Origin of the sequence: Phaeobacter gallaeciensis, assembly GCF_001678945.1 — a bacterium.
In the GTDB taxonomy this organism is placed as follows: domain Bacteria; phylum Pseudomonadota; class Alphaproteobacteria; order Rhodobacterales; family Rhodobacteraceae; genus Phycobacter; species Phycobacter gallaeciensis_A.
Map to the genome: position 1 here is coordinate 278024 of NZ_CP015124.1, position 24176 is coordinate 302199.

The 24176-nt window shown below is 59.7% G+C and carries 24 protein-coding genes; 17 read left to right on the top strand and 7 right to left on the bottom strand.

Going from position 1 to position 24176, the window contains the following annotated elements; all coding sequences use genetic code 11:
* Nucleotides 1-19: 19 nt before the first annotated feature.
* The 8 genes from JL2886_RS01270 to JL2886_RS01305 all read left to right on the top strand — a co-directional run bounded on the left by JL2886_RS01270 (nt 20) and on the right by JL2886_RS01305 (nt 9003).
* Complete coding sequence (locus JL2886_RS01270) at nt 20-1081, top strand: dipeptidase (protein WP_065270358.1); 1062 nt, start codon at nt 20-22, stop codon at nt 1079-1081.
* Nucleotides 1082-1134: 53 nt separating this feature from the next.
* Nucleotides 1135-2730 carry an ABC transporter substrate-binding protein gene (locus tag JL2886_RS01275; RefSeq protein ID WP_065270359.1) on the top strand — a complete coding sequence of 532 codons (1596 nt, stop codon included), beginning with the start codon at nt 1135-1137 and terminating at the stop codon, nt 2728-2730.
* Nucleotides 2731-3789: an ABC transporter permease gene (locus tag JL2886_RS01280; RefSeq protein WP_065270360.1), complete on the top strand. Its 1059-nt coding sequence runs from the start codon at nt 2731-2733 to the stop codon at nt 3787-3789. It abuts the gene before it with no gap.
* Nucleotides 3786-4703 (top strand): ABC transporter permease, encoded by a 918-nt coding sequence (locus JL2886_RS01285; RefSeq protein ID WP_065270361.1) that lies wholly within the window; start codon nt 3786-3788, stop codon nt 4701-4703. The genes JL2886_RS01280 and JL2886_RS01285 overlap by 4 nt, the downstream gene beginning before the upstream one ends.
* Entirely contained in the window at nt 4700-5557 is an 858-nt protein-coding gene (locus JL2886_RS01290) for an ABC transporter ATP-binding protein (RefSeq protein ID WP_065270362.1), read from the top strand. Before JL2886_RS01285 ends, JL2886_RS01290 begins: the two co-directional genes overlap by 4 nt.
* On the top strand, nt 5554-6324 hold the full coding sequence (locus JL2886_RS01295; RefSeq protein ID WP_065270363.1) for an ABC transporter ATP-binding protein: 771 nt from the start codon (nt 5554-5556) through the stop codon (nt 6322-6324). The genes JL2886_RS01290 and JL2886_RS01295 overlap by 4 nt, the downstream gene beginning before the upstream one ends.
* Nucleotides 6325-6329: 5 nt before the next feature.
* On the top strand, nt 6330-7115 hold the full coding sequence (locus JL2886_RS01300) for an N-acyl homoserine lactonase family protein (protein ID WP_065270364.1): 786 nt from the start codon (nt 6330-6332) through the stop codon (nt 7113-7115).
* 139 nt (nt 7116-7254) lie between these two features.
* Nucleotides 7255-9003: a sugar phosphorylase gene (locus JL2886_RS01305; RefSeq protein WP_065270365.1), complete on the top strand. Its 1749-nt coding sequence runs from the start codon at nt 7255-7257 to the stop codon at nt 9001-9003.
* Between the two features lie 21 nt (nt 9004-9024).
* On the opposite strand, the gene JL2886_RS01310 is transcribed toward JL2886_RS01305, so the two are convergent.
* From JL2886_RS01310 to JL2886_RS01320, 3 genes are read right to left on the bottom strand one after another with little or no spacing between them, the layout of a single operon-like run.
* On the bottom strand, nt 9025-10245 hold the full coding sequence (locus JL2886_RS01310) for a glycosyl transferase (protein ID WP_065270366.1): 1221 nt from the start codon (nt 10243-10245) through the stop codon (nt 9025-9027).
* A 14-nt stretch (nt 10246-10259) separates the two neighbouring features.
* Nucleotides 10260-11033, bottom strand: a complete 774-nt coding sequence (locus JL2886_RS01315; protein WP_065270367.1) for an HAD-IIB family hydrolase — start codon at nt 11031-11033, stop codon at nt 10260-10262.
* 13 nt (nt 11034-11046) lie between these two features.
* The gene (locus JL2886_RS01320) at nt 11047-12021 is read right to left on the bottom strand and encodes a DUF808 domain-containing protein (RefSeq protein WP_065270368.1); all 975 of its coding nucleotides are present in this window, start codon (nt 12019-12021) and stop codon (nt 11047-11049) included.
* Nucleotides 12022-12283: 262 nt separating this feature from the next.
* On the opposite strand from JL2886_RS01320, the gene gap reads away from it, so the two are divergent.
* Nucleotides 12284-13285: a type I glyceraldehyde-3-phosphate dehydrogenase gene (gene gap, locus JL2886_RS01325; protein ID WP_065270369.1), complete on the top strand. Its 1002-nt coding sequence runs from the start codon at nt 12284-12286 to the stop codon at nt 13283-13285.
* Nucleotides 13286-13358: 73 nt separating this feature from the next.
* The gene (locus JL2886_RS19540) at nt 13359-13502 is read left to right on the top strand and encodes a hypothetical protein (protein WP_165832660.1); all 144 of its coding nucleotides are present in this window, start codon (nt 13359-13361) and stop codon (nt 13500-13502) included.
* Between the two features lie 127 nt (nt 13503-13629).
* Here the strand turns inward: JL2886_RS19540 and coaD are convergent, their stop codons facing one another.
* The 3 genes from coaD to JL2886_RS01340 all read right to left on the bottom strand — a co-directional run bounded on the left by coaD (nt 13630) and on the right by JL2886_RS01340 (nt 15717).
* Nucleotides 13630-14124: a pantetheine-phosphate adenylyltransferase gene (gene coaD / locus JL2886_RS01330; RefSeq protein ID WP_065270370.1), complete on the bottom strand. Its 495-nt coding sequence runs from the start codon at nt 14122-14124 to the stop codon at nt 13630-13632.
* Nucleotides 14125-14251: 127 nt separating this feature from the next.
* Nucleotides 14252-14686 (bottom strand): CBS domain-containing protein, encoded by a 435-nt coding sequence (locus tag JL2886_RS01335; RefSeq protein ID WP_065270371.1) that lies wholly within the window; start codon nt 14684-14686, stop codon nt 14252-14254.
* A 134-nt stretch (nt 14687-14820) separates the two neighbouring features.
* Nucleotides 14821-15717, bottom strand: a complete 897-nt coding sequence (locus tag JL2886_RS01340) for a LysR family transcriptional regulator (protein WP_065270372.1) — start codon at nt 15715-15717, stop codon at nt 14821-14823.
* 148 nt (nt 15718-15865) lie between these two features.
* On the opposite strand from JL2886_RS01340, the gene JL2886_RS01345 reads away from it, so the two are divergent.
* Together JL2886_RS01345 and JL2886_RS01350 are read left to right on the top strand one after the other, a co-directional pair.
* On the top strand, nt 15866-17365 hold the full coding sequence (locus JL2886_RS01345; protein ID WP_065270373.1) for a CoA-acylating methylmalonate-semialdehyde dehydrogenase: 1500 nt from the start codon (nt 15866-15868) through the stop codon (nt 17363-17365).
* 255 nt (nt 17366-17620) lie between these two features.
* Entirely contained in the window at nt 17621-18217 is a 597-nt protein-coding gene (locus JL2886_RS01350) for a L,D-transpeptidase (protein ID WP_065270374.1), read from the top strand.
* Nucleotides 18218-18237: 20 nt separating this feature from the next.
* On the opposite strand, the gene JL2886_RS01355 is transcribed toward JL2886_RS01350, so the two are convergent.
* The gene (locus JL2886_RS01355) at nt 18238-20031 is read right to left on the bottom strand and encodes a hypothetical protein (RefSeq protein WP_065270375.1); all 1794 of its coding nucleotides are present in this window, start codon (nt 20029-20031) and stop codon (nt 18238-18240) included.
* A 236-nt stretch (nt 20032-20267) separates the two neighbouring features.
* Here JL2886_RS01355 and JL2886_RS01360 point away from each other — a divergent pair, with 236 nt between their 5' ends.
* From JL2886_RS01360 to JL2886_RS01380, 5 genes are all read left to right on the top strand, one after another.
* The gene (locus JL2886_RS01360; RefSeq protein ID WP_065270376.1) at nt 20268-21413 is read left to right on the top strand and encodes an acyl-CoA dehydrogenase family protein; all 1146 of its coding nucleotides are present in this window, start codon (nt 20268-20270) and stop codon (nt 21411-21413) included.
* A gap of 8 nt (nt 21414-21421) precedes the next feature.
* Nucleotides 21422-22462 (top strand): enoyl-CoA hydratase/isomerase family protein, encoded by a 1041-nt coding sequence (locus JL2886_RS01365; RefSeq protein WP_065270377.1) that lies wholly within the window; start codon nt 21422-21424, stop codon nt 22460-22462.
* A gap of 3 nt (nt 22463-22465) precedes the next feature.
* A complete protein-coding gene (gene mmsB, locus JL2886_RS01370) occupies nt 22466-23338 on the top strand; it encodes a 3-hydroxyisobutyrate dehydrogenase (protein ID WP_065270378.1) in 873 nt (290 codons plus the stop codon).
* A 134-nt stretch (nt 23339-23472) separates the two neighbouring features.
* Nucleotides 23473-23664, top strand: coding sequence for a YgaP family membrane protein (locus tag JL2886_RS01375; RefSeq protein ID WP_065270379.1), 192 nt, complete (start codon nt 23473-23475; stop codon nt 23662-23664).
* Between the two features lie 191 nt (nt 23665-23855).
* Nucleotides 23856-24170 (top strand): hypothetical protein, encoded by a 315-nt coding sequence (locus tag JL2886_RS01380; protein WP_065270380.1) that lies wholly within the window; start codon nt 23856-23858, stop codon nt 24168-24170.
* Nucleotides 24171-24176 lie beyond the last annotated feature (6 nt).

Consider the following 24176-nt stretch of genomic DNA (forward strand, 5'->3'; position numbering starts at 1 on the left):
CTGACCCGAAGGACCCTTCATGACTGCCCCCCTCATCTTTGACGGCCACAACGATCTTCTGCTGCGCATTCATAGCGGAGCAGTCTCCGCCGGTCCTGATGGGTTTCTGGGCAGTGGCGGAAACCAGATCGATATGGAAAAGGCCCGGGCGGGCGGTTTCGGCGGCGGTTTCTTTGCCATCTATGTTCCAAACGAGAACACATCTCTGGATGAAACCGAGATGGACAAACCCGCCTATGATCTGCCCCTGCCAGAAATGGTCGATTGGCCCGCAGCCAGCCGGGTCGCCCTGTCGCAGGCCTCCATCCTGATCAAGCTTGAGCGGGAAGGCGCGCTGGCCATCTGCCGCAGCACCGATGAGATCCGCGCTGCCATGGCAGAAGGCAAGCTGGCCGCCGTGATGCATATGGAAGGCGCCGAGGCCATCGACCCCGATTTCCACATGCTGGACGTTCTTTATGCCGCTGGTCTGCGATCGCTTGGGCCGGTGTGGAGCCGGGAGACCATCTTTGGCCACGGCGTGCCGTTCCGATACCCGTCAACCGGGGACACCGGGCCGGGACTGACGGCAGACGGAATCCGTTTGATCAGGAAATGCAATGACTTGCGGGTCCTTGTTGATCTTTCCCACCTGAACGAGGCGGGGTTCTGGGACGTCGCAAAACACAGCGACGCTCCGCTGGTTGCCACCCATTCCAATGCCCACGCCATCAGCCCGCACAGCCGCAACCTGACCGACCGGCAGCTGCACGCGATCCGCGATAGCGACGGCATGGTGGGCCTCAATTTCGCTGTGGCCTTTCTGCGCGAAGACGGGCAGATGGATGAAAACACACCTATTGACCAGATGATCAAACAACTTGACTATCTGATGGAACAGCTGGGCGAAGATCGGGTCGGACTTGGGTCTGACTTCGACGGCGCCACTGTTCCGGCCAAGATCAGCACGATCGCCGGTCTGCCGCATCTGCGCAGCGCCATGCAGGCGCGGGGCTATGATGCGGAGCTGATAACGAAACTCTGTCACGGCAACTGGATGCGGGTCCTCGACAAGACTTGGGGCCACACCAGCGCCGCCTGACTGGGCCGCCGCAAGGCAAAACAAAAAACCTAATAAAAACAGGGAGTTTACAAATGACAATTATGACACGTCTGATGGGCACGGCCGCGCTTGGCCTGGCTTTGGGTCTGACCACCCTGCCCGCCGTGGCAGCAACACCCGACAATATGCTGGTGATCGCCAACCGGATCGACGACATAACCACGCTGGACCCGGCGCAAAGCTTTGAATTCGCGGGCTCCGATGTGCTGCGCAATGTCTATGGCAAGCTGGTGAACTTCGACCCCGAGAACCTGGATGCAGGATATCAGCCCGATCTGGCCGAAAGCTGGACCGTTTCCGAGGATGGCCGCACCATCACCTTCACCATGCGCGAAGGTGTGAAATTCCAGTCCGGAAACCCGGTCCGCGCCGAAGACGTGGCTTTCTCGCTGAAGCGCGTCGTCCTCTTGGACAAGACCCCGTCCTTCATCATCACCCAGTTCGGTTTTACCCCAGAGAATATCGACGAAACGATCAAGGTGGACGGCAACACCGTCTCCATCACCACTGACAAGCGCTACGCGACCTCCTTTGTGCTGAACTGTCTGACCGCAACCATCGGCGCCATCGTTGACGAGAAAACCGTCATGGCCAACGAGGTCGACGGCGATATGGGCAACACCTGGCTGGCGACCAACTCTGCCGGCTCCGGCCCCTACACCCTGACCAGCTGGAAACCGAAGGAAAGCGTCACCCTGACCGCGAACCCCGATTTTTACGGCGGTGAACCGGCGATGAAGCGGGTGATCGTCCGCCACGTGCAGGAAAGCGCCACCCAGCGCCTGATGCTGGAACGCGGTGACATCGACGTGGCCCGCAACCTGAACCCCTCGGATGTCGAAGGCGTACGCGCCGCGGATGGTGTTGAAATCCTCGAAGAGATGCGCGGCCGTCTGATGTATATCTCGATGAACCAGAAGCACCCGGAGCTGTCCAAGCCCGAAGTCCGTCAGGCGCTGAAATACCTGATCGACTATAAAGGCATGGAAAGCAGCTTCCTGAAGGGCGCCTATGTGGTGCATCAGAACTTCCTGCCGAAAACCTATCTTGGTTCGGTCAACGAAAACCCCTTCTCGATGAACCTCGACAAGGCCAAGGAACTGCTGGCCGAGGCGGGCGTCGATGGCATGGAGCTGACCGTGGGCGTGCGCGAAGCGCAGGAACGTCTGGAAATCGGCCAATCGCTGCAGAATACCTTTGCGCAGGCCGGGATCACGCTGAACCTCGAAGTCGGCACCGGCAAACAGGTGCTGGGCAAGTACCGCGCGCGCGAGCTGGACATCTACCTGGGCGCATGGGGCCCGGACTATCCCGACCCCCATACCAATGCAGGCACCTTTGCCTACAACCCGGACAATTCGGATGAGGCAAACGCCACCGGTCTTCTGGCCTGGCGTAACGCCTGGGATACCGCCGGTCTGACCGAGAAAACGGCTGCCGCCGTGGTCGAAGGCGATACCGAGAAACGCGCCGAGATGTATCACGAGATCCAGGCCGAGTTCCGCGACAAGTCGCCCTTTGCGGTGATGTTCCAAAAGGTGGAGCAAGCCGGTGTGGCCGAGAACGTCGAAGGTCTCAGCCTTGGCGGCGCCATCACCGCGGTGTCCTACTGGTCCGTGACCAAGTAAATGACCACGTCGAACACCTATGTGAAGAGGCAGCCTCGGCTGCCTCTTCCGGCATGGCTGCGGGGCGTGCTGGTCACCCTTCTGTCCATTTCCATCACCATGCTAGGGCTATTGTTCGTGACCTTTGTTATTGGTCGCGTTATGCCCATCGATCCGGTTCTTGCGGTGGTCGGCGAACGCGCCACCGAGGCGCAATACGATGCCGTCTTTATTGAACTTGGGCTGGATAAGCCCCTGATCGTACAGTTTTTCTACTATGTTTCCGATGTGTTGCGCGGCGACTTCGGGACATCGCTGTTGACCGCACGGCCCGTTGCCGATGATATCGTCCGCGTCTTTCCGGCGACTTTCGAACTCGCGACGATCGGCATTCTCTTTGGCTGCCTTCTGGGCGTGCCGCTGGGCGTCGTGGCCGCGGTGAAACGCGGCAGCTGGATCGACCAGATCGCCCGGGTTGTGGCGCTTGTGGGCTATTCGATGCCGATCTTCTGGCTCGGCCTGATGGGCCTGTTGCTGTTCTACGGCATTCTGGGTTGGGTCGGCGGACCCGGGCGTCAGGGCATCTTCTACGAAGACATGATCCCCGTCGTCACTGGCATGATCCTCTTGGATTCTGTTCTTGCCGGGGACTGGGGCGCCTTCTGGGATGCCTTTTCCCATATCGTTCTGCCTGCCTCGATCCTGGGTTACTACAGCCTTGCCTATATCAGCCGCATGACGCGCTCCTTCATGCTGGAGCAGCTGTCGGCAGAATATGTCACCACCGCCCGCGTCAAAGGCATGAGCGAATGGGCCGTGGTCTGGCACCACGCCTTCCGCAACATCCGGGTGCAGCTGATCACGGTGATCGCGCTGAGCTATGCCAACCTGCTTGAAGGGTCGGTGCTGACCGAGATCATCTTCTCCTGGCCGGGGATTGGCAGCTATATCACCACCGCGCTGCTGTCTGCGGATATGAACGCCGTTCTGGGCGGAACCGTCGTGGTGGGCCTCGTGTTCATCTGCCTGAACGTGTTTTCCGACCTTCTCTACAAAGTCTTTGATCCGAGGTCCAAATGAGCAGTCAAACCGGAACGCTGCGCGACTGGCTTCTGTCAGATACGCCAACCTCGCGTCGGCAGGCCCGCTGGGCCGCCGTATACAAAGGCTGGCTGACGCTGAAATCCAACCATATGGCCATGGCGGGCCTTGCCATTATCGTAGCCCTGATCGCGCTGGCGATCTTTGCGCCGCTCATCGCCCCGCATGATCCTTTCGTTCAGGATCTTGGCAACCGCCTGCAACCGCTGGGCAGCGAGGGGCACCTTCTGGGGACGGATTCCCTTGGCCGCGATATCCTCAGCCGGTTGATCTGGGGCGCCCGGATCACCCTTTATATCGTTGCGCTGGTGGCGCTGATCGCGCCCATCGCCGGGCTTCTGGTGGGCACCGTGTCGGGCTATGCCGGGGGCTGGGTCGATGTGATCCTGATGCGGATTACCGATATCTTCCTCGCCTTTCCCCGTCTGGTTCTGGCGCTGGCCTTTGTCGCCGCGCTGGGTGCGGGCATCGAAAACGCCGTGCTCGCCATCAGCCTCACCGCCTGGCCGCCCTATGCACGTATGGCGCGCGCAGAGACGCTGACGATCCGCTCCTCGGATTATATCAGCGCCATTCGTCTGCAAGGCGCAGGCCCCTTGCGGATCATCATCAAACACATCTGGCCGCTGTGTATTTCTTCGCTGATCGTGCGGGTGACACTGGATATGGCCGGGATCATCCTGGCCGCTGCCGGCCTTGGCTTTCTTGGCCTTGGCGCACAGCCGCCCAGCCCGGAATGGGGCGCGATGATCTCCGAAGGGCGCCGGTTCATTCTGGATCACTGGTGGGTTGCCACCATGCCCGGCCTTGCCATTTTCACCGTCTCGCTTGCCTTCAACCTTCTGGGTGATGGCCTGCGCGATGTACTCGACCCAAAGGACAGCGCCTCATGAGCACGCTTCTGGATGTAAAGAACCTCTGGGTGAAATTCCCCACCCGCAACGGCGTGGTCGAAGCGGTGCGCGGTATCTCCTTCTCGCTGGGCAAGGAAAGGCTTGGCATCGTTGGCGAAAGCGGCTCTGGCAAGTCCATGACCGGCCGCGCCATCCTGCGCCTGATCCGTCCGCCCGGGATCATCGAGGCCGACCATATTTCCCTTCATGGTCAGAACCTTATGGATCTGAGCGAAAGCAAGATGCGCGCAGTGCGCGGGCAGAAAATCTCGATGGTGATGCAGGACCCCAAGTTCTCGCTGAACCCGGTGATGACGATCGGCGATCAGATCATCGAGGCCCACCGTCTGCACGCGAAATCCTCGCGCAGCGAGGCGCGCAAGAAGGCCATCGAGATGCTCGAGGCGGTGTCGATCCGCGATCCCGAACGGGTGATGAAAGCCTACCCGCACGAGATGTCCGGCGGCATGGGGCAGCGCATCATGATCGCCATGATGCTGATCCCGAACCCGGAAATCCTGATCGCGGATGAGCCGACCTCGGCGCTCGACGTCTCGGTTCAGGGGCAGGTCCTGTCAATCATGGACAAGCTGGTGAAGGACCGCGGCATGGGGCTGATCTTCATCAGCCACGATCTGAACCTCGTTTCGCAATTCTGCGACCGGGTGTTGATCATGTATGCCGGGCGCATTGTCGAGGTCTGCGAAGCTGACAAGCTGCACGAGGCGCAGCACCCCTATACCCGGGGGCTGCTCGGCTCCCTGCCCCGGTTCGATGCGCCCCGCGCGCGGCTGGACGTGTTGCAACGGGATCCCGCCTGGCGCGATGCCCCCAGCGTGGAGGCCCGCACATGAGCACCCCTTCCAAAGACATCGCGCTGAAGATTGAGGACCTGAACGTTTATTTCGGCGATCACCACGACCTGTTTCAGGCGGTCAAATCCGCCAGTTTCACCGTTGAAAAGGGCGCCAGTTTCGGCCTTGTCGGCGAAAGCGGGTCGGGCAAATCAACCATCCTGAAGGCGCTGACCGGTCTTGCTCCGCAGTGGGAAGGACATATGCATGTCGCCGGGCAGGACCTGGGACGTAAACGCGACCGGACCTTCTATCGGACCGTGCAGATGGTGTTTCAGGACCCCTATGCCTCTTTGCATCCGCGCCAATCGGTGGATCAGGTTCTGTCGGAAACCCTGCACCTGCACGGGTTCAGGGATATCGACGACCGGGTGGATCAATTGTTGCGGGATGTGGGTCTTGGCCCGGCCTTCCGCTTTCGCTATCCGCACCAGCTGTCCGGTGGTCAGCGCCAGCGTGTGGCGATTGCTCGCGCCCTGGCGCCAGAGCCGCAGATCCTGCTTCTGGATGAGCCGACCTCGGCGCTGGATGTGTCGGTTCAGGCGGAAATCCTGAACCTTCTGAGTGACTTGCGCAAGGAACATCACCTAACCTACATCATGGTCTCTCATGATCTGGCGGTGGTGGCTCATATGTGTGACAGGGCCGCGGTGATGCAAAACGGCGAAATCGTCGAGATCCTCAGCATCGACGACATGCGCAACGACCGCTCCAGTCACGACTATACGCGCCACTTGCTGGCGGCCTCAGCCAACCGGGTGGCCTGACGACCATGGCGGAAATCGGAACTGTTGAACCCATCGCACAGGGCGGCCTGCTGAACGGCCGCCCTGTGCGGCTGTATGTGCTCGATTTCGGGCTGTTTCGGGTCCATTCAAACGGGCGCAAGATCGGCATCTGTGGCTATCTGATCCAGACAGATGCGGGCGAGAACGTGCTGATCGATTCTGGGTTTCCCGCCAAATACGCCACGGATCCTGCGCAGGCGAGCGAGGAGGATCGGCTTTATGAGTTTGGCGACGTGCTTGATTGCCAGCCGCACCACCTGCCCGCCGCGCAGCTGGCCCTCGCCGACGTGCAGCCCAAGGACATTGACCTCTTCGTGCTGACCCACACTCATATCGACCATATCGGCGGCATCGCTGATTTCCCGCAGGCGCCGATGGTGATTTCGAAACGAGAACGGGATCTGCCGCAACCGCTTTACTGGGGCAACCAACGCCCGCTGGACTGGCCGGACCGCCGCTACCTTACGCTGACCGAAGATACCGAGGTCGGACCGGGCTTTGAGCTGCTGATGGCGCCCGGCCATGCACCGGGACAAATCGCGGCGCTGCTGTCTCTGCCGGAGAGCGGCGATGTACTCTTGACCTCGGATGCGATTTCCCGCCCGGCCGAGGTTGATGAAGGCTTTGATACCGCACCTGATCCGCAGCTGGCCACGCAAAGCGCCCGTCGCCTGCTGGACCTTGCCACAGCGCGCGATGCGATGGTGATTTATGGTCATTGCCCGACCCAATGGCCCGGCCTGAAAAAGGCGCCGGATTACTTTGCCTGACGGCGATTTTCACGCACGCAAAACATCGCACACGGGCTGCTGAAAAATTGGACACCCCGCGCAGAGCGCGCCTGTTTTCCGGGCCTGCCAATCTGGATAGGCTTGGCCTTGCAGGCTGCAACATGTTTGACTGCCTGTCATGACAGAACCCACCCGATCCCTACATCGCGCGATCAGCAGCCGCATCGCGCGGATCTATCCCGGTCTCAACGCGGATAATCTTGCCACGCAGATCAACCAGGCCTTCTGGCCGGATCCGTTCAAACGCCGCAAACGCGCCCGCACCCCGGGCAACCGGATGTGGAGCGAAGCGGACGCGCTGGTCATCACCTATGGCAATTCCATCGTGGACGGGCAGCACAAGCCGCTGGATCTGCTGAATGATTTCCTGCGCCGCTATTGTGATGGCTGGCTCAACAGCGTGCATATCCTGCCGTTCTTTCCTTACACCTCGGACGACGGATTTGCGGTGTCGGATTTCTGCAGCGTCAATCCGCAGCTAGGCGATTGGAGCGATATCAACCGGATCGCAGATGAGTTCACTCTGATGTCGGATCTGGTGCTCAACCATGTCTCCAGCCAGGGCGCGTGGTTCAACGCCTACCGGCAAGGACAGGCGCCCTATGACAAATTCTTTTTCGAGGCCAGTCCAGAGGATGATCTGAGCGCCGTAGTCCGCCCACGCACCACGCCGCTGCTGCAGGAGGTCGAAACAAGCAACGGCACGCGCCATGTCTGGTGCACCTTCTCGCACGACCAGATCGATCTGGACTTCCGCAACCCGGAGGTTCTGCTGGAATTCCTGCGTATCATTCGCCTGCATCTGGACAATGGCGTGCGGATGATCCGGCTCGACGCAGTGGCCTTCCTGTGGAAGGAGGTCGGCACCCCCTCGATCCACCTGCCCCAGACCCATGAGATCATCAAACTGATCCGGCTTTTGTGCGACAACACCGCGGAAAAAGTGGTTCTGATCACCGAAACCAACGTGCCCAAGGCAGAGAACCTCAGCTATTTCGGCGCCCGTGATGAGGCGCATATGATCTACAACTTCCCGCTACCGCCGCTGATCCTGCATGCGATGATGGCCGGGGATGCCACCCATCTGGTGCAGTGGCAAAAGGCGATGCCACCAGCGCCGCTGGGCTGTGCCTATTTCAACTTTACCGCTAGCCACGATGGCATCGGCATGCGCCCCGCCGAAGGATTGCTGAGCCACGAGGAACAGGAGCGGATGATCGAAACGGTCCGCCATGCAGGGGGCCTTGTGTCGATGCGGGCGCTGCCTTGCGGTGGTGAGTCCCCTTATGAGCTGAACACCACATTCTACGAGGCGCTTACAGAAACCTTTGACGGGCCGGATGCCTTTCATTTTGAACGGTTTATCTGCTCTCAGACCATCGTGATGTCGCTGGAGGGTATTCCCGCCTTCTATATTCACTCCCTGCTGGCGACGCCAAACGATCACGAGGCGGTGGAGAAACGGGGCATGAACCGGGCGATCAATCGGCACCGCTGGGATTACACCGAGCTGCGCGGCCTTCTGGACGATGAAACCAGCCTGCAGGCCCGCGTGATGCGTGAATTGCGCGCGCGGCTGGAACTGCGCAAGATGCAGTCCGCCTTTCATCCCAATGCCACGCAATTCACGCTCAATTCGGGGGATGACCGGGTCTTTACCCTGTGGCGGCAGAGCCTGGATCGCGGGCAGTCCATGTTTGCCTTGCACAACGTCAGCAAGGATGAAATCGCACTGCCATCCCACCATCTGAACCTGATCGAGGATGACACCTGGGTCGACATTCTGACAGGCGAGCATCTGGCGATGATGGATGGCACCATCACCCTCGCGCCCTATCAGTGCCGCTGGATTACAAACGTCAACTAACGCCCTGCAACCACGGTAATATCACTGAAATTCCGCCGTGTCCTGCGCCGCTGCGGCATGCATGTCCCGCAGGAAGGCCGGGTCTGCGGCGTGCACGCGGCTCCATGTCGGGATAAAGGGCGTCTCATGCGGATTATCGAGAAAGAACTGCCCGGCCCGCATGATGTTCTCGGCAAAGAGCTCGATCGAGCGTTCCTCGCTGTGCCGGTCGATGCTGAGACCGTTCATCTTGGCATCGGCGTAATAAGCCTCCAGCAGGTCCAGCGCGCTGCGATAATAGGTGGCTTTCAGGGTGCGGAAGACATTTGTGGTAAAGACCGTGCCATCCGCCGCCAGTTTGCGGAAGATAGATTTGCAGATATCGACGGACATACGGTTCAGCCCGGCCTCGGCATCCTCAGGGCTCAGTTCCTGATGCTTGTGATCATAGGAATCGGCGATTTCCACCTGACAGACGGCCTTGGGCGCCAGGTTGCGCCAGGCCTCGGAGAGCACTCCAATCTCCAGCCCCCAGTCCGAAGGGATCCGCAGATCCGGCAGAATGCTGGTGCGCATCGCGAATTCACCGGACAAGGGATAGCGGAAGCTGCGCAGGTAATCGATGTAGTCGCGGTCCCCGATCACCCGTTTAAGCGCGATCAGCAGCGGGCTGACCAGAAGGCGTGTCACCCGCCCGTTCAGCCGGTCCTGCCCGACGCGGGCATAAAACCCTTTGGCCACCTGATAGGGAAAGTTGGGGTTCGCCACCGGGTAAACCAGCCGCGCCAAAAGCTCGTTCGTGTAGGTCAGGATATCGCAGTCGTGAATTGCCATGACCGAGCTGTCTTCGCAGCTCATCAGATAGCCAAGCGACGACCAGACGTTCTTGCCCTTACCCTGCTCGGTCGGGGCTAGACCCATCGCCTCCAGCCGCGCGCCAAGCGCCTTCATCCGAGGGCTGTCGTTCCAGATCACCACGTGGTTCTGGTTCAGATCCTTGAAGAACTTCTGGGCATGGCGAAACTGCGCCTCATCGGCCCGGTCCAGCCCCACCACGATGCGGTGTAGGTAACGGACCTTGGACAGCTCGGCCACGATATTGGGCATCGCCTCAGTTTCCAGCTCGGAATAGAGACAGGGCAGGATTAGGGAAATTTTGCGTGATTGGGCAAAGGTTTCCAACTCATAGTTCATTTCCTCCAGCGATCGGGTCCGCAGATTGTGCAGCGTCGTGATATTCCCGTTCTGATGAAAATCTACCATGCGGATGTCCGTTCCTATGCCTTGGTTTCTAGCCGGTCCAACAGGTCCATCATGGCCCTGTTCCAGCCCGAAGGCCCAGCCTCTTTTGTACGAATTATGCGGCCTGTGCGCTCTGTGGCCAAGGGCGGCAATGCCGCACGATGCGGATTGGCGATGATGACGCCGAATTCTGCGGCTTCCAGCATCTCGACGTCGTTTGGCGCATCCCCCAGCGCCACTGTGTGCCGGGCAGGATAGCGTGACAGGACCTCGGCCATCTGGTCCGCCTTGGTGCCGCCAAAGGACAGGGTCAGGAACCGCCCGCCATATCGCGCATAAACACCGAGATCCGCCAATGCTGTTTCAAACTGCGCCCGCTCCGCCTCGGTGCCGCTCCAGATCCCCGGTTCGGAAAACAGCCGCTCGGCAGCACGGGCAGCATCTGCCTGCGGCAGGCCGGTGATCTTTGCAATCTCCGCCACGGACATATCGCCAAACCCCCGGAACTTCTGGCGCAGGTCATCTGGAACCCGATCCAGCGCCGCGCGCAGATCACCATAGGTCGGCAGGTCGTTCTGCCCCAGCAAACCAGCGCCGTTTTCAACGATCGCGGGCCAGTTTGAAAGACCCATTTTCTGTTGTAAAACAGTTATTTCCGATGCGGTCTTACTGCTGGCCAGAACCACAGCCGCGCCCATTTCTGCCAGCCGATCAAGCGCCGACACAGCGGCCTGCCAGGAATAGCTGTCATGATCCAGCAGGGTTCCATCCAGATCGGAAAAGACAACCAAAGGCAGCGGCTCTTGCATCGGCTCCAACGTCTCAGTGCGCAGCGGGCGATTTGCCCGTGACCGCAGCCACAAGCGGGGCAATCACCTTGGTCGCCACAGGGATCAGCACCATGCCCAGAGCCACGCCAAAGACCCCATCCATCGCCGCCTTTGCCGACCATTCCACTGCCCCGCTCCAGCCTGCAGGCACCGCGTGACCAATGGCATAGGCCCAGTCGTGGATCAGATGCCCCAACCCGCCAAAGCCAAGCTCCTCCAGCCCGTGAATAACGATGGAGCCGCCCACCCAGAGCATTGCAGCGGTCCCCACTATGGTCAGCAGCTTCATGAAGCCGGGCATAGCGTGGACCAGACCGCGCCCCAGCGCCTGCGTCAGGCCCAGACGCCCATTCTGCGCCATGAAAAGCCCCACATCGTCGGCCTTCACGATCAGCGCGACCGAGCCATAGACGGCCACGGTAATACCAAGACCCACCAGCGCCAGCGTCGCCGCCTCCATCCAGATCGTTCCCTCCGGAATGGCCGAAAGGGCGATGGTCATGATCTCAGCCGAGAGGATAAAATCGGTCTTGATTGCACCAGCGGCCTTTTCTTCTTCGAGATGCGCCGGATCCCCCGGCTTATCCTCGGGGAAGACATGGGTTTCATCATGGGGCACAAGGGCATGGTAGATCTTCTCGGCGCCTTCAAAACAAAGGTAAGCACCGCCCAGCATCAACAGCGGCGAAATTAGCCAAGGCGCCAGATTGGCCAGCAGCAGGCCGATGGGCAACAGGATCACCAGCTTGTTCTTGACCGAGCCCTTGGCGATCCTCCAGATGATCGGCAATTCGCGTTCGGCGGCAAAGCCATGCACGTATTTCGGAGTCACCGCAGCATCGTCGATCACCGCCCCGGCTGCCTTGGCGCCCGCCTTGGCTGCTTGCGCCGCAACATCGTCGACCGAGGCAGCCGCCACCTTGGCAATGCCTGCCACATCATCCAGCAGCGCCAGCAAACCGCTCATCGAACATCCCCTCGTAAACCTGCCTTTATTTGCACCCTATCCGATCCACCAGCACAGGCAAGCCGAAGCCCGGGCACGACAGCCCGGGGATTCCCGGCGCATGGCGGCCTGCCCAAATCGTTATCGCCACCGGTCGAAAACCGTTAACGCCACCGGTCTAGTTTTGCGCTAACATGCTGTCATTTCGGCCTTTTTGCCTCTTTAGGGATTTACATAACGGGTCTATATCCGGCGCAAGTTTTGCTCGCCAGGAGACACAGGAATGACCATCAAAGTCGGGATCAACGGTTTTGGCCGCATCGGCCGCTGCACCCTGTCACATATCGCAGCCTCGGGCCGTGACGACATCGAAGTGATCAAGGTCAACGCGACCGGTCCACTGGAAACCGCAGCGCATCTGATCAAATACGACTCCGTGCATGGCCGTTTCCCCGGCGAAGTCAGCATCGGCGACGGCACCATGAACCTTGGCCGCGGCGACATGCAGATGTTCTCGACCTACGACATGAATGAACTGGACTGGGACGGCTGCGATGTCGTTCTGGAATGCACCGGTAAATTCAACGACGGTGAAAAAGCCAAGGCGCACCTGGAGCGCGGCGCAGGCAAGGTGCTACTCTCCGCCCCCGGCAAAAACGTTGACAAGACCATTGTCTATGGCGTCAACAGCGACCAGCTGACCGGCGAGGACCGCATGGTGTCGAACGGTTCCTGCACCACCAACTGCCTGGCCCCGATCGCCAAGGTTCTGGACGAAGGTGTCGGCATCGAAAGCGGCATCATGACCACGATCCACGCCTATACAGGCGACCAGCCGACGCTGGACCGCCGCCACAAGGATCTGTACCGCGCCCGCGCGGCAGCCATGTCGATGATCCCTACCTCCACCGGCGCAGCAAAGGCTCTGGGTGAGGTTCTTCCCAACCTCAAAGGCCGCCTGGACGGTTCCGCCATCCGCGTGCCCACGCCGAATGTTTCCGCCGTGGACCTGACCTTCCGCGCTGCCAAGGAAGTGACCGCCGAGGAAATCAACGCGTTGGTCGCCGAAGCCGCCAAGGGTGCGATGGCCGGTGTTCTGGGCTATGAGCCCGCGCCGCTGGTCTCCACCGACTTCAACCACTCCAGTGAAAGCTCAATCTTTGCACCGGATCAGACCCGCGTGGTCGAAGGCCGCATGGTGCGCGTCCTGTGCTGGTACGACAACGAATGGGGCTTCTCGGTACGTATGGCTGACGTGGCAACCGCGATGGGCCGCCTTAGCTAAGCCCCGTCACGGACTTGAGATTTAGCGCCCGGTCAGGCATATCTGACCGGGCGTTTCTTTTTGGCGGACAGCTATGACCAATCAAATTGCTATTGTCATGGGGATTATCCTGACAGCCGCCATCGCCATCGACGTGGCGCTGTTCGGCAGCGAGCATATGGTGTTTCTCGGCAAGAAGCTGTTCGAACTGATCGACTGGGTTGCGTTCTGGCGCTAAGGCGTGCGTCGCCCGCTGCACAGCATTTGACCCATTGACCCAGTAGAAAAAGCCGGGCGAGGCGCCCGGCTTTGTCATTTCGCGGCGAAGCAATGCCCCGTGCCCTATCTGGAAACTTCAGACCGGCCTATTTCGAAAGCCGCTTACGAAGTTCGTCGTTGACCTGGGGCGTGACGAATTTCGACACATCGCCATCCAGCCGCGCGATTTCCTTCACCAGTTTCGAGGCAATCGCCTGATGACGCGCCTCGGCCATCAGAAAGACCGTTTCAATCGAGCTGTCCAGGGCCCGGTTCATGCCAACCATCTGGAATTCATACTCAAAGTCCGCAACCGCCCGCAGTCCCCGCACGATGATCTGCGCGCCAACATCGCGGGCGCAGTGGATCAGCAGGTTCTCGAACGGGTGCGCGACGATCTCGGTGCCGGTTTCCTCTGACAGGGAGGCACATTCGGCCTCGATCATGGCAACACGCTCTTCCAGATCGAAAAGCGGTCCCTTGTCCCGGTTGATCGCCACACCGATCACCAGTTTGTCCACCAATGCGCTGGCGCGGCGGATGATGTCGATATGGCCCAAAGTGATCGGATCAAATGTGCCGGGGTACAAGCCTATACGCATTGGGGGCCCTCCTGCCTCCTCAGAACTCGCGCGCACGCAAACATATTTGCGCCTGTCCTGACAAGAGGGGGAAAATACGGAAACACCTGTTCCGGCACGTCATCTGGCAAGAAAATTTCGCCGAGGCTTAATGCCCCATGATCATGCCTTCCAGCGCGTCCTTTTCCATCGCGACTTCGGCCAGCTTGGCCTTCACCACATCGCCCAGCGAAATCAGCCCGACCATCTTGCCGCTTTCGACCACAGGCATGTGGCGGAACCGGCCCTCGGTCATCTGCTGCAGGATATCTTCGACGTTGGATTCGCTGGTGCAGGTCACCAGCTTGCTGGTCATGTAGTCCTTGACTTTGCAGGTCAGGCAGCCAGACCCACTTTTGCCCAGCTCACGCACGATATCGCGCTCGGACAGGATCCCCTCAGCCGTCTCATTGTCGGAAGACACCACCACGGTCCCGATGCCTTTCTCCGCCAACAGCTTGGCCGCGTCAGAAACCGGAGCCTCAGGAGAAATCGTTACCACCCCGGCGCTTGCCTTGGATTTCAAAATCGATTGAACCAGCATGAACTCTCCTCCACTCGTAATTTTCTTGCGTAAATACAAGCGTTGCCGCAATGCAGATCCAAGTCAAGAACATGTCCAGTCAGTTTTGGAAATAGCTGCGACAATTTGGTAGGAAAGCCGCAGCAGATCCAGCGTCAGGTCAGTGCCTCCAGCCGCGCCACCTCGTCGCGGATCCCCTTGGACAGCGCCTGCGCAAACCGGTTCAGACGCTCGCTGCGCTGATCACCCTGATGGCGCACCAGATAGAAACTGCGCGACAGGCTGATCTTGTCGGTCAGCACCTTGCGCAAGACCCTATGCGCGGGCAGTGAAAAATCATGCGCCACACAAAGCGCAGTGCCCTCGGCCGCCAGTTTGATTTGTACCGAGACCGAGTTGGAGGCCAGCGCCACCCGCTCCACCCCCAGATCGCTGAGGTAGTCCAGTTCCCGGTCAAAGATCATGTCCGGGATATAGCCGATCATCCGGTGCCCCTTCAGATCCTCAAGTTTTTCCAGCGGCGGGTGCTCACGCAGATAGTGGCGCGACCCCACAAGATGAAGTTTGTAATCAGTGATCTTCTGAACCAGCAGCTGCCCGGCGGTGGGCGCGCTGACGGTCACGGCCATATCCGCCTCGCGGCGCGACAGGTTGATGACCCGCGGCAAGGCAACGATCTGGATATCGAGATCGGGGTTTTCGGCGCCAATCGCGGCGCAGACCTGCGGCAGGATATAATTGGCGCTGCCATCCGGCGCCCCGATGCGGATCTGCCCCGACAGCGTGTCGCTGGGACCGCTCAGCGCCTCCTGCCCGGCCCGCATCGCCTGTTCGGCAGTCTCTGCATGGGTCAGTAACCGGTCCCCAGCCGCACTCAGCGCATAACCCTGCGGGGATTTGACGAACAATGGGGTGTCCAATGCAGCCTCGAACCGGGCGATACGCCGCCCGACGGTCGCGGGGTCCATCTTGAGCACCCGCCCGGCACCGGACAGGCTGGCCTCGCGCGCGACCGCGAGAAACACTTTCATATCATCCCATTGTGGGTCCATGCCGGGATCCTCCTCGACGTTCCTGTACCTTATGTTATTGCCCTGCGATCGACACTTGCGTTCTTGCAAAGCCTTTTTGAAATCTTTCCCCTTTTCCGGTGTTTTTTGCAAGTCTATGTTGCCGCCAAAGCGTATAGGGAGGAATCCGATGCAAGAACTCACCCATTATATCAACGGCGAACACGTCAAAGGCACGTCCGGCCGTTTTGCAGATGTCTTCAACCCGGCAACCGGTGAAGTGCAAGCCAAAGTGCCGCTGGCCTCTAAGGACGAGATGGAACAGGCAGTGGCCATCGCAGCCGCCGCACAGCCCGCATGGGCCGCCGTCAACCCGCAGCGCCGCGCTCGCGTCATGATGAAATTCGTCGACCTGCTGAACCGCGACATGGACAAGCTGGCCGAAGCGCTGAGCCGCGAGCACGGTAAGACCCTGCCCGATGCGGCTGGCGACGTGCAGCGTGGTCTGGAAGTGGTCGAATACTGCATCGGCGCGCCGGAACTGCTGAAAGGTGACTACACCGACAGCGCCGGTCCCGGCATCGACATGTATTCCATGCGTCAGGCCCTGGGCGTGACCGCAGGTATCACCCCGTTTAACTTCCCGGCGATGATCCCGATGTGGATGTTTGCCCCGGCCATCGCCTGCGGCAACGCCTTCATCTTGAAACCGTCCGAGCGTGACCCGTCGGTTCCGCTGATGCTGGCAGAACTGATGGAAGAAGCCGGTCTGCCCAAAGGTATCCTGCAGGTCGTCAACGGCGACAAGGAAGCCGTGGACGCGATCCTTTACAACGACACCATCCAGTCGGTTGGCTTCGTGGGTTCCACCCCGATTGCCGAATACATCTACGGCACCGGCTGTGCGCAAGGTAAGCGCGTACAGTGCTTTGGCGGCGCCAAAAACCACATGATCATTATGCCCGATGCAGACATGGATCAGGCCGCAGACGCGCTGATCGGCGCAGGCTACGGTGCTGCTGGTGAACGCTGCATGGCAATCTCGGTTGCGGTTCCTGTCGGTGAAGAAACCGCCGACCGCCTGATCGACAAGCTGGTGCCGCGCATCGAAAAGCTGAAAGTCGGCCCCTACACGGCAGGCAACGATGTGGACTATGGTCCCGTTGTCACCGCCGCCGCCAAGGAAAACATCCTGCGGCTGGTAGAATCCGGTGTCGAGCAAGGCGCAAAGCTGGTGGTCGATGGCCGTGACTTCAACCTGCAGGGTTATGAAGACGGCTTCTTTGTCGGCCCGCACCTGTTCGACAACGTCACCACCGACATGGATATCTACAAGAAAGAGATCTTTGGCCCGGTTCTGTCCACCGTGCGCGCCAAGACCTACGAAGAAGCGCTTGGCTATGCCATGGACCACGAGTACGGCAACGGCACCGCGATCTTTACCCGCGACGGCGACACCGCGCGCGATTTTGCCAACCGGATCAACATCGGCATGGTCGGCATCAACGTGCCGATCCCGGTTCCGCTGGCCTATCACACCTTTGGTGGCTGGAAGAAATCCGCATTCGGCGACCTGAACCAGCACGGCCCGGACGCCTTCAAGTTCTACACCCGGACCAAGACCATCACCTCGCGCTGGCCCTCGGGTATTCGCGAAGGCGGCGAGTTCAACTTCAAGCCGATGGACTGATCTAGGATCTCATACCGACATGCAAAGCCCTGGCCGAAACGCCGGGGCTTTGTTTTTTGCTTTCCTCCACGGGAGTGCCGCGATATCGGGCAGCGGCAGGCAATTGTTGCGCCAGGCCCCGGACCGCATGAACACAAATTCGTGAGGCCACCAAAACCCTCCGGAAACCACTGGCCAAATTCGCTGAAGTGAATATGTTCCCGGACAGACCCCGAACGAAACCGAGCAGTTTCGACACAGAATACAGGAGGCACCATGACACAACGGATCACCCGCCGGAGCACAATCCTTGGGCTAGCAGGGGCTTTGGCGACCCCGACACTCCTACGCGCGCAATCCACTGATGCCTTCCCCGCCGATGAGGCACCGATCCGCGATCAGACGGCGGTAAAAAGGAACATCTCGGCCTTTACGCAGCAAAACTGGCAGGATCATTTCGACGAGCTAGGTGTGGGCTGCCTGCTGGCGGATGTTGCCTCGCGTGCGGTGCATTACTGGGGCGGCGACGGCGAAAGTTACCGTCTTTTCCCCTCTTCCGTGCCGATGAGCGACGAGCTGACCAAGCGCGGCTATACCAAGGTCGTGCGCAAGGCAAAGAATCCCGGCTGGACCCCGACCGCCAATATGCGCGAACGCGACCCCACTCTGCCCCGATATATGGAAGGCGGCCCGGGCAACCCGCTGGGCACCCGCGCCATGTATCTGACCTGGCCGGCCTATCTGGTGCATGGCACCCATGACACCCGCAAGATCGGGCGACAAAGCTCATCCGGCTGTATCGGTCTTTACAACCAGCACGTCGAGGAACTCTACGAACTGGTTGAGATCGGAACGCAGGTGCGGATCCTTTAGGATCCGCACAGTGGCCTCTGTCAGTTCAGGGACAGGTGCTTGGGCTTGTATCCTTCCTCATAGCGCAGGATTGCCTTTTCCATCAGGTTCTCGAAGTCGCGAACATACTGCTCCGAGTCATACAGCGGAGTGGTCCAGAGATTGTCCTTGAGACGCTGTTTAATCTCGTTCAGAGCATCACGATCCGTCGCTAGTTTGTACGCTAGGTCGTAATATTCCTCTTTTGTCTCGGTCACCAGATCCGGGCACCCTATTGCGGTGACGATGCTGGCTGCGACACGTGCAGCGAACTGTTTGCCAGCCTTGGTCACGATTGGCAGCCCGGACCAGACCGCCTCACTTGCGGTGGTATGGGCGTTACAGTTGAACGCATCCAGGAACAGATCTGCCCGCCCCATCCGGCTCACGTGTTCTACCATGGAAACCCTTGCCGCGAACACAAGCCGTTCGGGTCCGATCCCGCGTGCTTTCGCCTCCCGTAGCAGGTTCTCCTGAATGGTGATGGTCGGCGCAAAAAGCCAAAGCACACTGTCCGGCACATTGTGGAGAAGCTTCGTCCAGACATCGAACTCGGCCGGTGTGACCTTGTTCGGGTTGTTAAGGCTGCAAAACACAAACGCATCTTCCGGAAGCCCCAGTTCAGCGCGAGTAGGCATATCCGGCGAATGCTCCCTTGTGTTGTCATTCACCTGATAACAGTTGGGCATATAGAGGATTTTTTCACTGAAGTGCTGACGCAGCGATGGCGGCACCGTAATTTCATCACCAATGAAATAGTCCATCGTCGGCAAGCCGCTCGTTCCCGGATAGCCGAGGAAAGCAACCTGAACCGGCGCCACCCGCTCTGCAAATGCAGCCAGCCTCGCGCCTTTCGTATAGGTTTTCATGTCGATTGCGATGTCGACGCCATCCTTGCGCGCCAATTCAGCCATTTCATGATCACTGATATCGCGCACGTTGTGATAGATATCCGCGCTCTCTTCCACTTGCAGTCGCACGGCACTATTTCCCGAACTGCCATAGTCATAGATGATAACCTCAAAGCGCTCACGATCTATTAGATCAAAGAACCGTCCCATCAGGAGCATTGTGGCGTGATCCCTGAAGTCGTCGGAAAAGAAACCGATCCGGATTTTCCGTCCGTGAACGCTGGTCCGGGAGAAACGCTTGTTTTCCTTAATCCTTTTCATCAAATCTCTACACCGCGCTTTGACGCGCACCTTGTGCAACGCCGGATCGTCCGTCAGACCCAAAAGCGTAAATGGCTGCACATCCAGGGGACACCTATCGCCCAAGCGCAAAATCTGCGGCAGCCGGTCAAAGAAACTCCAGTCGCTGTCCTTCATACTGTTATGAGCCCAGTTATAACCAGAATAGGCATCACTCGGATCGGTATTATGTGCTGCCTGGAAAAAACCTTTGGCATCGTGGGAGTTCCCCATGAGGCCCAGCAGGCTTCCGATCGAGTTCAACACTTGAGTGTCCAGAGGGTTGACACCCATTGCAGTCATGTAGGTTAAAAGCGCGTTATCCTTATCATCCTGCTGCAGGTAAACATCGCCTGAAAGCCGAAGAAGGACGATGTCTTCGGGATAGATCGACAGAGCCTCGTCAAGCATGGCACGTGCGGCGTTGTAGTCGAGCGAGACCACCAGATCCATCGCGTCGTCAATGTACTTCCGCGCAGTTTTTACCGTGCCAGCCTGACTGCCTTGCTGAATTCCAGCCTTCTTTTGCGTTTCGAACATCGCCAACCCTGCTGTTACCGACTGATTCGACGCGTTTTTCTGAAATTGGAAATCGAATTTTGACATGGATCTCTTCCGAAGTTCTGACAGTTCTATGATACCGTTCGCCGGCACATGGGCTTGGCTGCACTCTATGGCCGCGGTTCCTAAGAATTGGTTTCCGAAATCAAAATTCGCCTTAAAGGTGTGCCGCAGCCATTCCTGCAGCACGGCTTTGCAATTGCACAGCTTGCTCTGAGAGGCGCCTGCGGATAAGTAAATAAACAACCGTTCAATTCACACCGCGCCAGGGAGGACACGACGTGGATTTCGCTTTGACAGAAGAACAGACCGCCATTTTTGACATGGCTCATGCCTTTGGTCAGGACAACATCGCCCCCTTTGCCCGCCAGTGGGAAGCCGAAGGCACCATTCCCAAGGATCTGTGGCCCAAGGTCGGTGAGTTGGGCTTTGGTGGGCTTTACGTCAGCGAAGAAGGCGGCGGATCCGCTCTGACGCGTCTTGACGCCACGCTGGTGTTTGAGGCGCTGTCGATGGCCTGCCCCTCGGTCGCGGCCTTCCTGTCGATCCACAACATGTGCGCCAAGATGCTGGACACCTTTGCCAGCGACGAGATGAAGGCCCGCGTGATGCCCGACGTTCTGACCCTCAACACGGTGCTCTCCTACTGCCTGACGGAACCCGGTTCGGGGTCCGACGCGGCGGCGCTGAAAACCCGCGCTGAAAAGACCAACGAAGGCTACACCCTGAATGGCACCAAGGCGTTCATCTCGGGCGGCGGATATTCCGACGCCTATGTCTGCATGGTGCGCACCGGCGAGGATGGTCCCAAGGGGATTTCCACCGTCTATGTCGAAGACGGCACCCCCGGCCTGTCCTTTGGTGGGCTTGAGGACAAGATGGGCTGGAAGAGCCAGCCAACCGCGCAGGTTCAGTTCGACGATTGCAAGATCCCCGCGAACAAGCTTGTAGGCGAAGAAGGCAAGGGCTTCAAATACGCCATGATGGGCCTTGATGGCGGACGCCTGAACATTGCGTCTTGCTCGCTCGGTGCTGCGCAGACCGCGCTCAACATGACCCTGCAATACATGAGCGAGCGCAAAGCCTTTGGCCAGTCGATCGACCAGTTCCAGGGGCTTCAGTTCCGCCTTGCGGATATGGAGATTGAACTGCAGGCCGCGCGTACTTTCCTGCGTCAGGCGGCGTGGAAGCTGGACCAGGGCGCACCGGATGCGACCAAGTTCTGCGCCATGGCCAAGAAATTCGTCACCGAAGCGGGATCTAAGATCGTCGATCAGTGCCTGCAGCTGCACGGTGGTTATGGCTATCTGGCGGATTACGGCATCGAGAAACTGGTGCGCGATCTGCGGGTGCACCAGATCCTTGAGGGCACCAATGAGATCATGCGCGTGATCGTGGCCCGCCACATGCTGTCTGAAAACCGCTGAGGTCTGGGATGAGCGATATCGACATTCGCGTGACCGGCTCAGCGGGCCGGATCACCCTCACCCGCGAAAAGGCCCTGAACGCCCTGTCCTATGACATGTGCATGGCCATTGATGCGGCATTGAAGGACTGGGCAACCAATGATGCGGTCAAAATCGTCGTCATCGATGCAAGCGGCGAAAAGGCCTTTTGCGCTGGTGGTGACATTGCCGAGCTTTATGCCACCGGCACCAAGGGCAATTACGGCTATGGGCGCACCTTCTGGCGCGACGAATACCGCCTGAACGCGCGGATCTTTGAATACCCGAAACCTGTGGTCAGCTTCCTGCAAGGCTTCACCATGGGCGGCGGCGTCGGCATCGGCTGCCACGGCACTCATCGGATCGTCTGCGAGAGCAGCCAGATCTCCATGCCCGAGACTGGCATCGGCCTGATCCCCGACGTGGGCGGCACGCTGATCCTGGCGCTGGCGCCCGGGCGCTTAGGCGAATACCTCGGTCTGACTGCGGGCCGGATGAAGGCCGCCGACGCGATCTACGCCGGTTTTGCCGACCACTATATCCCGCAGGAGAAATGGCCCGGGCTAATCACCGCGCTGGAGCAGGACGGCAACCCTGATATTCTGGCAAACGCCGCCGAGGCCGCGCCCGATGGCACACTGGAGGCCATGCAGGGTGATATCGACCAGCTGTTTGCCGGGGAAACCCTGAATGACATCCTGACCGTCCTCGAACAGGACGGCTCGGAGTTCGCCACCACCGCGCAAAAGCCGCTGATGCGCAATTCGCCGCTGTCCATGGCCGCGACCGTGGAAATCCTGCACCGGCTGCGGGGCGCGACCCTGACCATCCGCAAGGCGCTGGATCTGGAGTATCGCTTTACCTACCGGTCGATGGAAAAAGGCGACTTTCTGGAAGGCATCCGGGCCCAGATCATTGACAAGGACCGCCAGCCCAAGTGGCAATACGCGGACCGCTCCGTGCCAGCCGTTGCCGTCAGCCAGATGCTGATGCCGCTGGGCGCAGACGCACTGACATTTGAGGAGGAGTAACCCATGAAGATCGGATTTATCGGCCTTGGCAATATGGGCGGCCCGATGGCGGCCAACCTTGCCGCTGCAGGCCATGATGTCACCGGCTTTGACATGGCAGAGGTCAAGGTCGAGGGCGTCACCATGGCCCCATCCGGGGCCGAAGCCGCCAAGGACGCCGACGTGGTCATCACCATGCTGCCCAACGGCCAGATCCTGCGCAGCGTTGCGGATGAGATCATCCCGGCGATGAAAGCGGGCGCGGCCTTCGTGGACTGCTCTACCGTAGACGTGGATTCCGCCCGCGCCGTAGCAGAGCAAGCCGCCGTGGCAGGCCTGTTGCCCGTGGATGCGCCGGTTTCGGGCGGCATCGGCGGCGCCGCGGGCGGTACGCTGACCTTCATGGCCGGCGGCTCGGCTGAGGCCTTCGAGAAGGCAAAGCCGCTGTTTGACATCATGGGGCAGAAGGCCGTGCATTGCGGCGATGCGGGCGCCGGTCAGGCAGCCAAGATCTGCAACAACATGATCCTAGGCGTCACCATGATCGCCACCTGCGAAGCCTTTGCACTCGCCGACAAGCTGGGGCTGGACCGGCAGAAAATGTTCGATGTGGTCTCCACCTCCTCGGGCTACAGCTGGACCATGAACGCCTATTGCCCGGCGCCGGGCGTCGGCCCGCAATCGCCCGCCGACAACGATTACAAGCCCGGTTTCGCGGCCGAGCTGATGCTGAAGGACCTGCGCTTGTCACAGCAAGCAGCAGACAGCGCCGATGCGGATACACCGATGGGCCAGCTCGCACAGGCGCTTTATGCGCAATTCGTCGAGAACGAGGACGGCATGGGCATGGATTTCTCGGCCATGCTGCCCCGGTTCGAAAAACGCAGCCGCGACTAAGGCACAGCAACAGATCAGTTGCCGATCAAATACAGGGGCGGACCGGATGGTGCCGCCCCTTTTCATTGACCCACATCATGTTCGACCGTCCTGACGCCGGGTATTCTCTGCCCATAACGAGGAAAGGACATGCCATGTTTGCAAACAACGTTGGGGGTCTGGACAAGATCCTGCGCATTGTCATCGGCGCATTGCTGATCGTAGGCGCGCTGATGGGCTATGGCTGGTGGATGTGGATCGGCGTGGTGCCGCTGGTGACGGGTCTGCTCGGGACCTGCCCTCTGTATTCCATCCTTGGCGTCAATACCTGCCCGATGAAGAAATAGCTACCGCTGGGGATTTGGTCGACTGGTCACCCGGATTTGGCTGCAATCTGCCGCTTTGATCCGGCCAATCGGCAAGATCAGGCTGAACAGCTGCGCCTAGATGGTTTCGCAGGGAAGGCACCGGCTTGGCGCGCTATCCTTTGCGCTGACCGCCAATCAACGATTGGCACAAAGCACAGGAAAGGAGCGTCATGCGTTTCATCATCACTGCTGTCATTCTCGGCCTCAGCCTCCCCGCCGCCAGTTTCGGCGCGCCAAAGGGCTGTCCGCCGGGCCTGGCCAAGAAATCCGTGCCCTGCGTGCCCCCCGGTCAGGTGGGCAAGCACCGCGGTCCTCATGCCGTGGGGGACAGGCTGATGAACTACATCATTCTGCGCGACCCCAAGCGGTACAGGCTGGACCCGAGGTACACCTATTACCGCAGCGACGGCTATCTCTATCGGGTCGATCCTGAAACCCGCAAGGTTCTGAACCTGATCGGTGCGGTTGCAGACATCTTGGAATAGTCTGAG

Coding starts and splice junctions, on each gene's coding strand:
- JL2886_RS01270 (WP_065270358.1), top strand. CDS start 20: ATGACTGCCCCCCTCATCTTTGACGGCCACAACGATCTTCTGCTGCGC.
- JL2886_RS01275 (WP_065270359.1), top strand. CDS start 1,135: ATGACAATTATGACACGTCTGATGGGCACGGCCGCGCTTGGCCTGGCT.
- JL2886_RS01280 (WP_065270360.1), top strand. CDS start 2,731: ATGACCACGTCGAACACCTATGTGAAGAGGCAGCCTCGGCTGCCTCTT.
- JL2886_RS01285 (WP_065270361.1), top strand. CDS start 3,786: ATGAGCAGTCAAACCGGAACGCTGCGCGACTGGCTTCTGTCAGATACG.
- JL2886_RS01290 (WP_065270362.1), top strand. CDS start 4,700: ATGAGCACGCTTCTGGATGTAAAGAACCTCTGGGTGAAATTCCCCACC.
- JL2886_RS01295 (WP_065270363.1), top strand. CDS start 5,554: ATGAGCACCCCTTCCAAAGACATCGCGCTGAAGATTGAGGACCTGAAC.
- JL2886_RS01300 (WP_065270364.1), top strand. CDS start 6,330: ATGGCGGAAATCGGAACTGTTGAACCCATCGCACAGGGCGGCCTGCTG.
- JL2886_RS01305 (WP_065270365.1), top strand. CDS start 7,255: ATGACAGAACCCACCCGATCCCTACATCGCGCGATCAGCAGCCGCATC.
- JL2886_RS01310 (WP_065270366.1), bottom strand. CDS start 10,245: ATGGTAGATTTTCATCAGAACGGGAATATCACGACGCTGCACAATCTG.
- JL2886_RS01315 (WP_065270367.1), bottom strand. CDS start 11,033: ATGCAAGAGCCGCTGCCTTTGGTTGTCTTTTCCGATCTGGATGGAACC.
- JL2886_RS01320 (WP_065270368.1), bottom strand. CDS start 12,021: ATGAGCGGTTTGCTGGCGCTGCTGGATGATGTGGCAGGCATTGCCAAG.
- gap (WP_065270369.1), top strand. CDS start 12,284: ATGACCATCAAAGTCGGGATCAACGGTTTTGGCCGCATCGGCCGCTGC.
- JL2886_RS19540 (WP_165832660.1), top strand. CDS start 13,359: ATGACCAATCAAATTGCTATTGTCATGGGGATTATCCTGACAGCCGCC.
- coaD (WP_065270370.1), bottom strand. CDS start 14,124: ATGCGTATAGGCTTGTACCCCGGCACATTTGATCCGATCACTTTGGGC.
- JL2886_RS01335 (WP_065270371.1), bottom strand. CDS start 14,686: ATGCTGGTTCAATCGATTTTGAAATCCAAGGCAAGCGCCGGGGTGGTA.
- JL2886_RS01340 (WP_065270372.1), bottom strand. CDS start 15,717: ATGGACCCACAATGGGATGATATGAAAGTGTTTCTCGCGGTCGCGCGC.
- JL2886_RS01345 (WP_065270373.1), top strand. CDS start 15,866: ATGCAAGAACTCACCCATTATATCAACGGCGAACACGTCAAAGGCACG.
- JL2886_RS01350 (WP_065270374.1), top strand. CDS start 17,621: ATGACACAACGGATCACCCGCCGGAGCACAATCCTTGGGCTAGCAGGG.
- JL2886_RS01355 (WP_065270375.1), bottom strand. CDS start 20,031: ATGTCAAAATTCGATTTCCAATTTCAGAAAAACGCGTCGAATCAGTCG.
- JL2886_RS01365 (WP_065270377.1), top strand. CDS start 21,422: ATGAGCGATATCGACATTCGCGTGACCGGCTCAGCGGGCCGGATCACC.
- mmsB (WP_065270378.1), top strand. CDS start 22,466: ATGAAGATCGGATTTATCGGCCTTGGCAATATGGGCGGCCCGATGGCG.
- JL2886_RS01375 (WP_065270379.1), top strand. CDS start 23,473: ATGTTTGCAAACAACGTTGGGGGTCTGGACAAGATCCTGCGCATTGTC.
- JL2886_RS01380 (WP_065270380.1), top strand. CDS start 23,856: ATGCGTTTCATCATCACTGCTGTCATTCTCGGCCTCAGCCTCCCCGCC.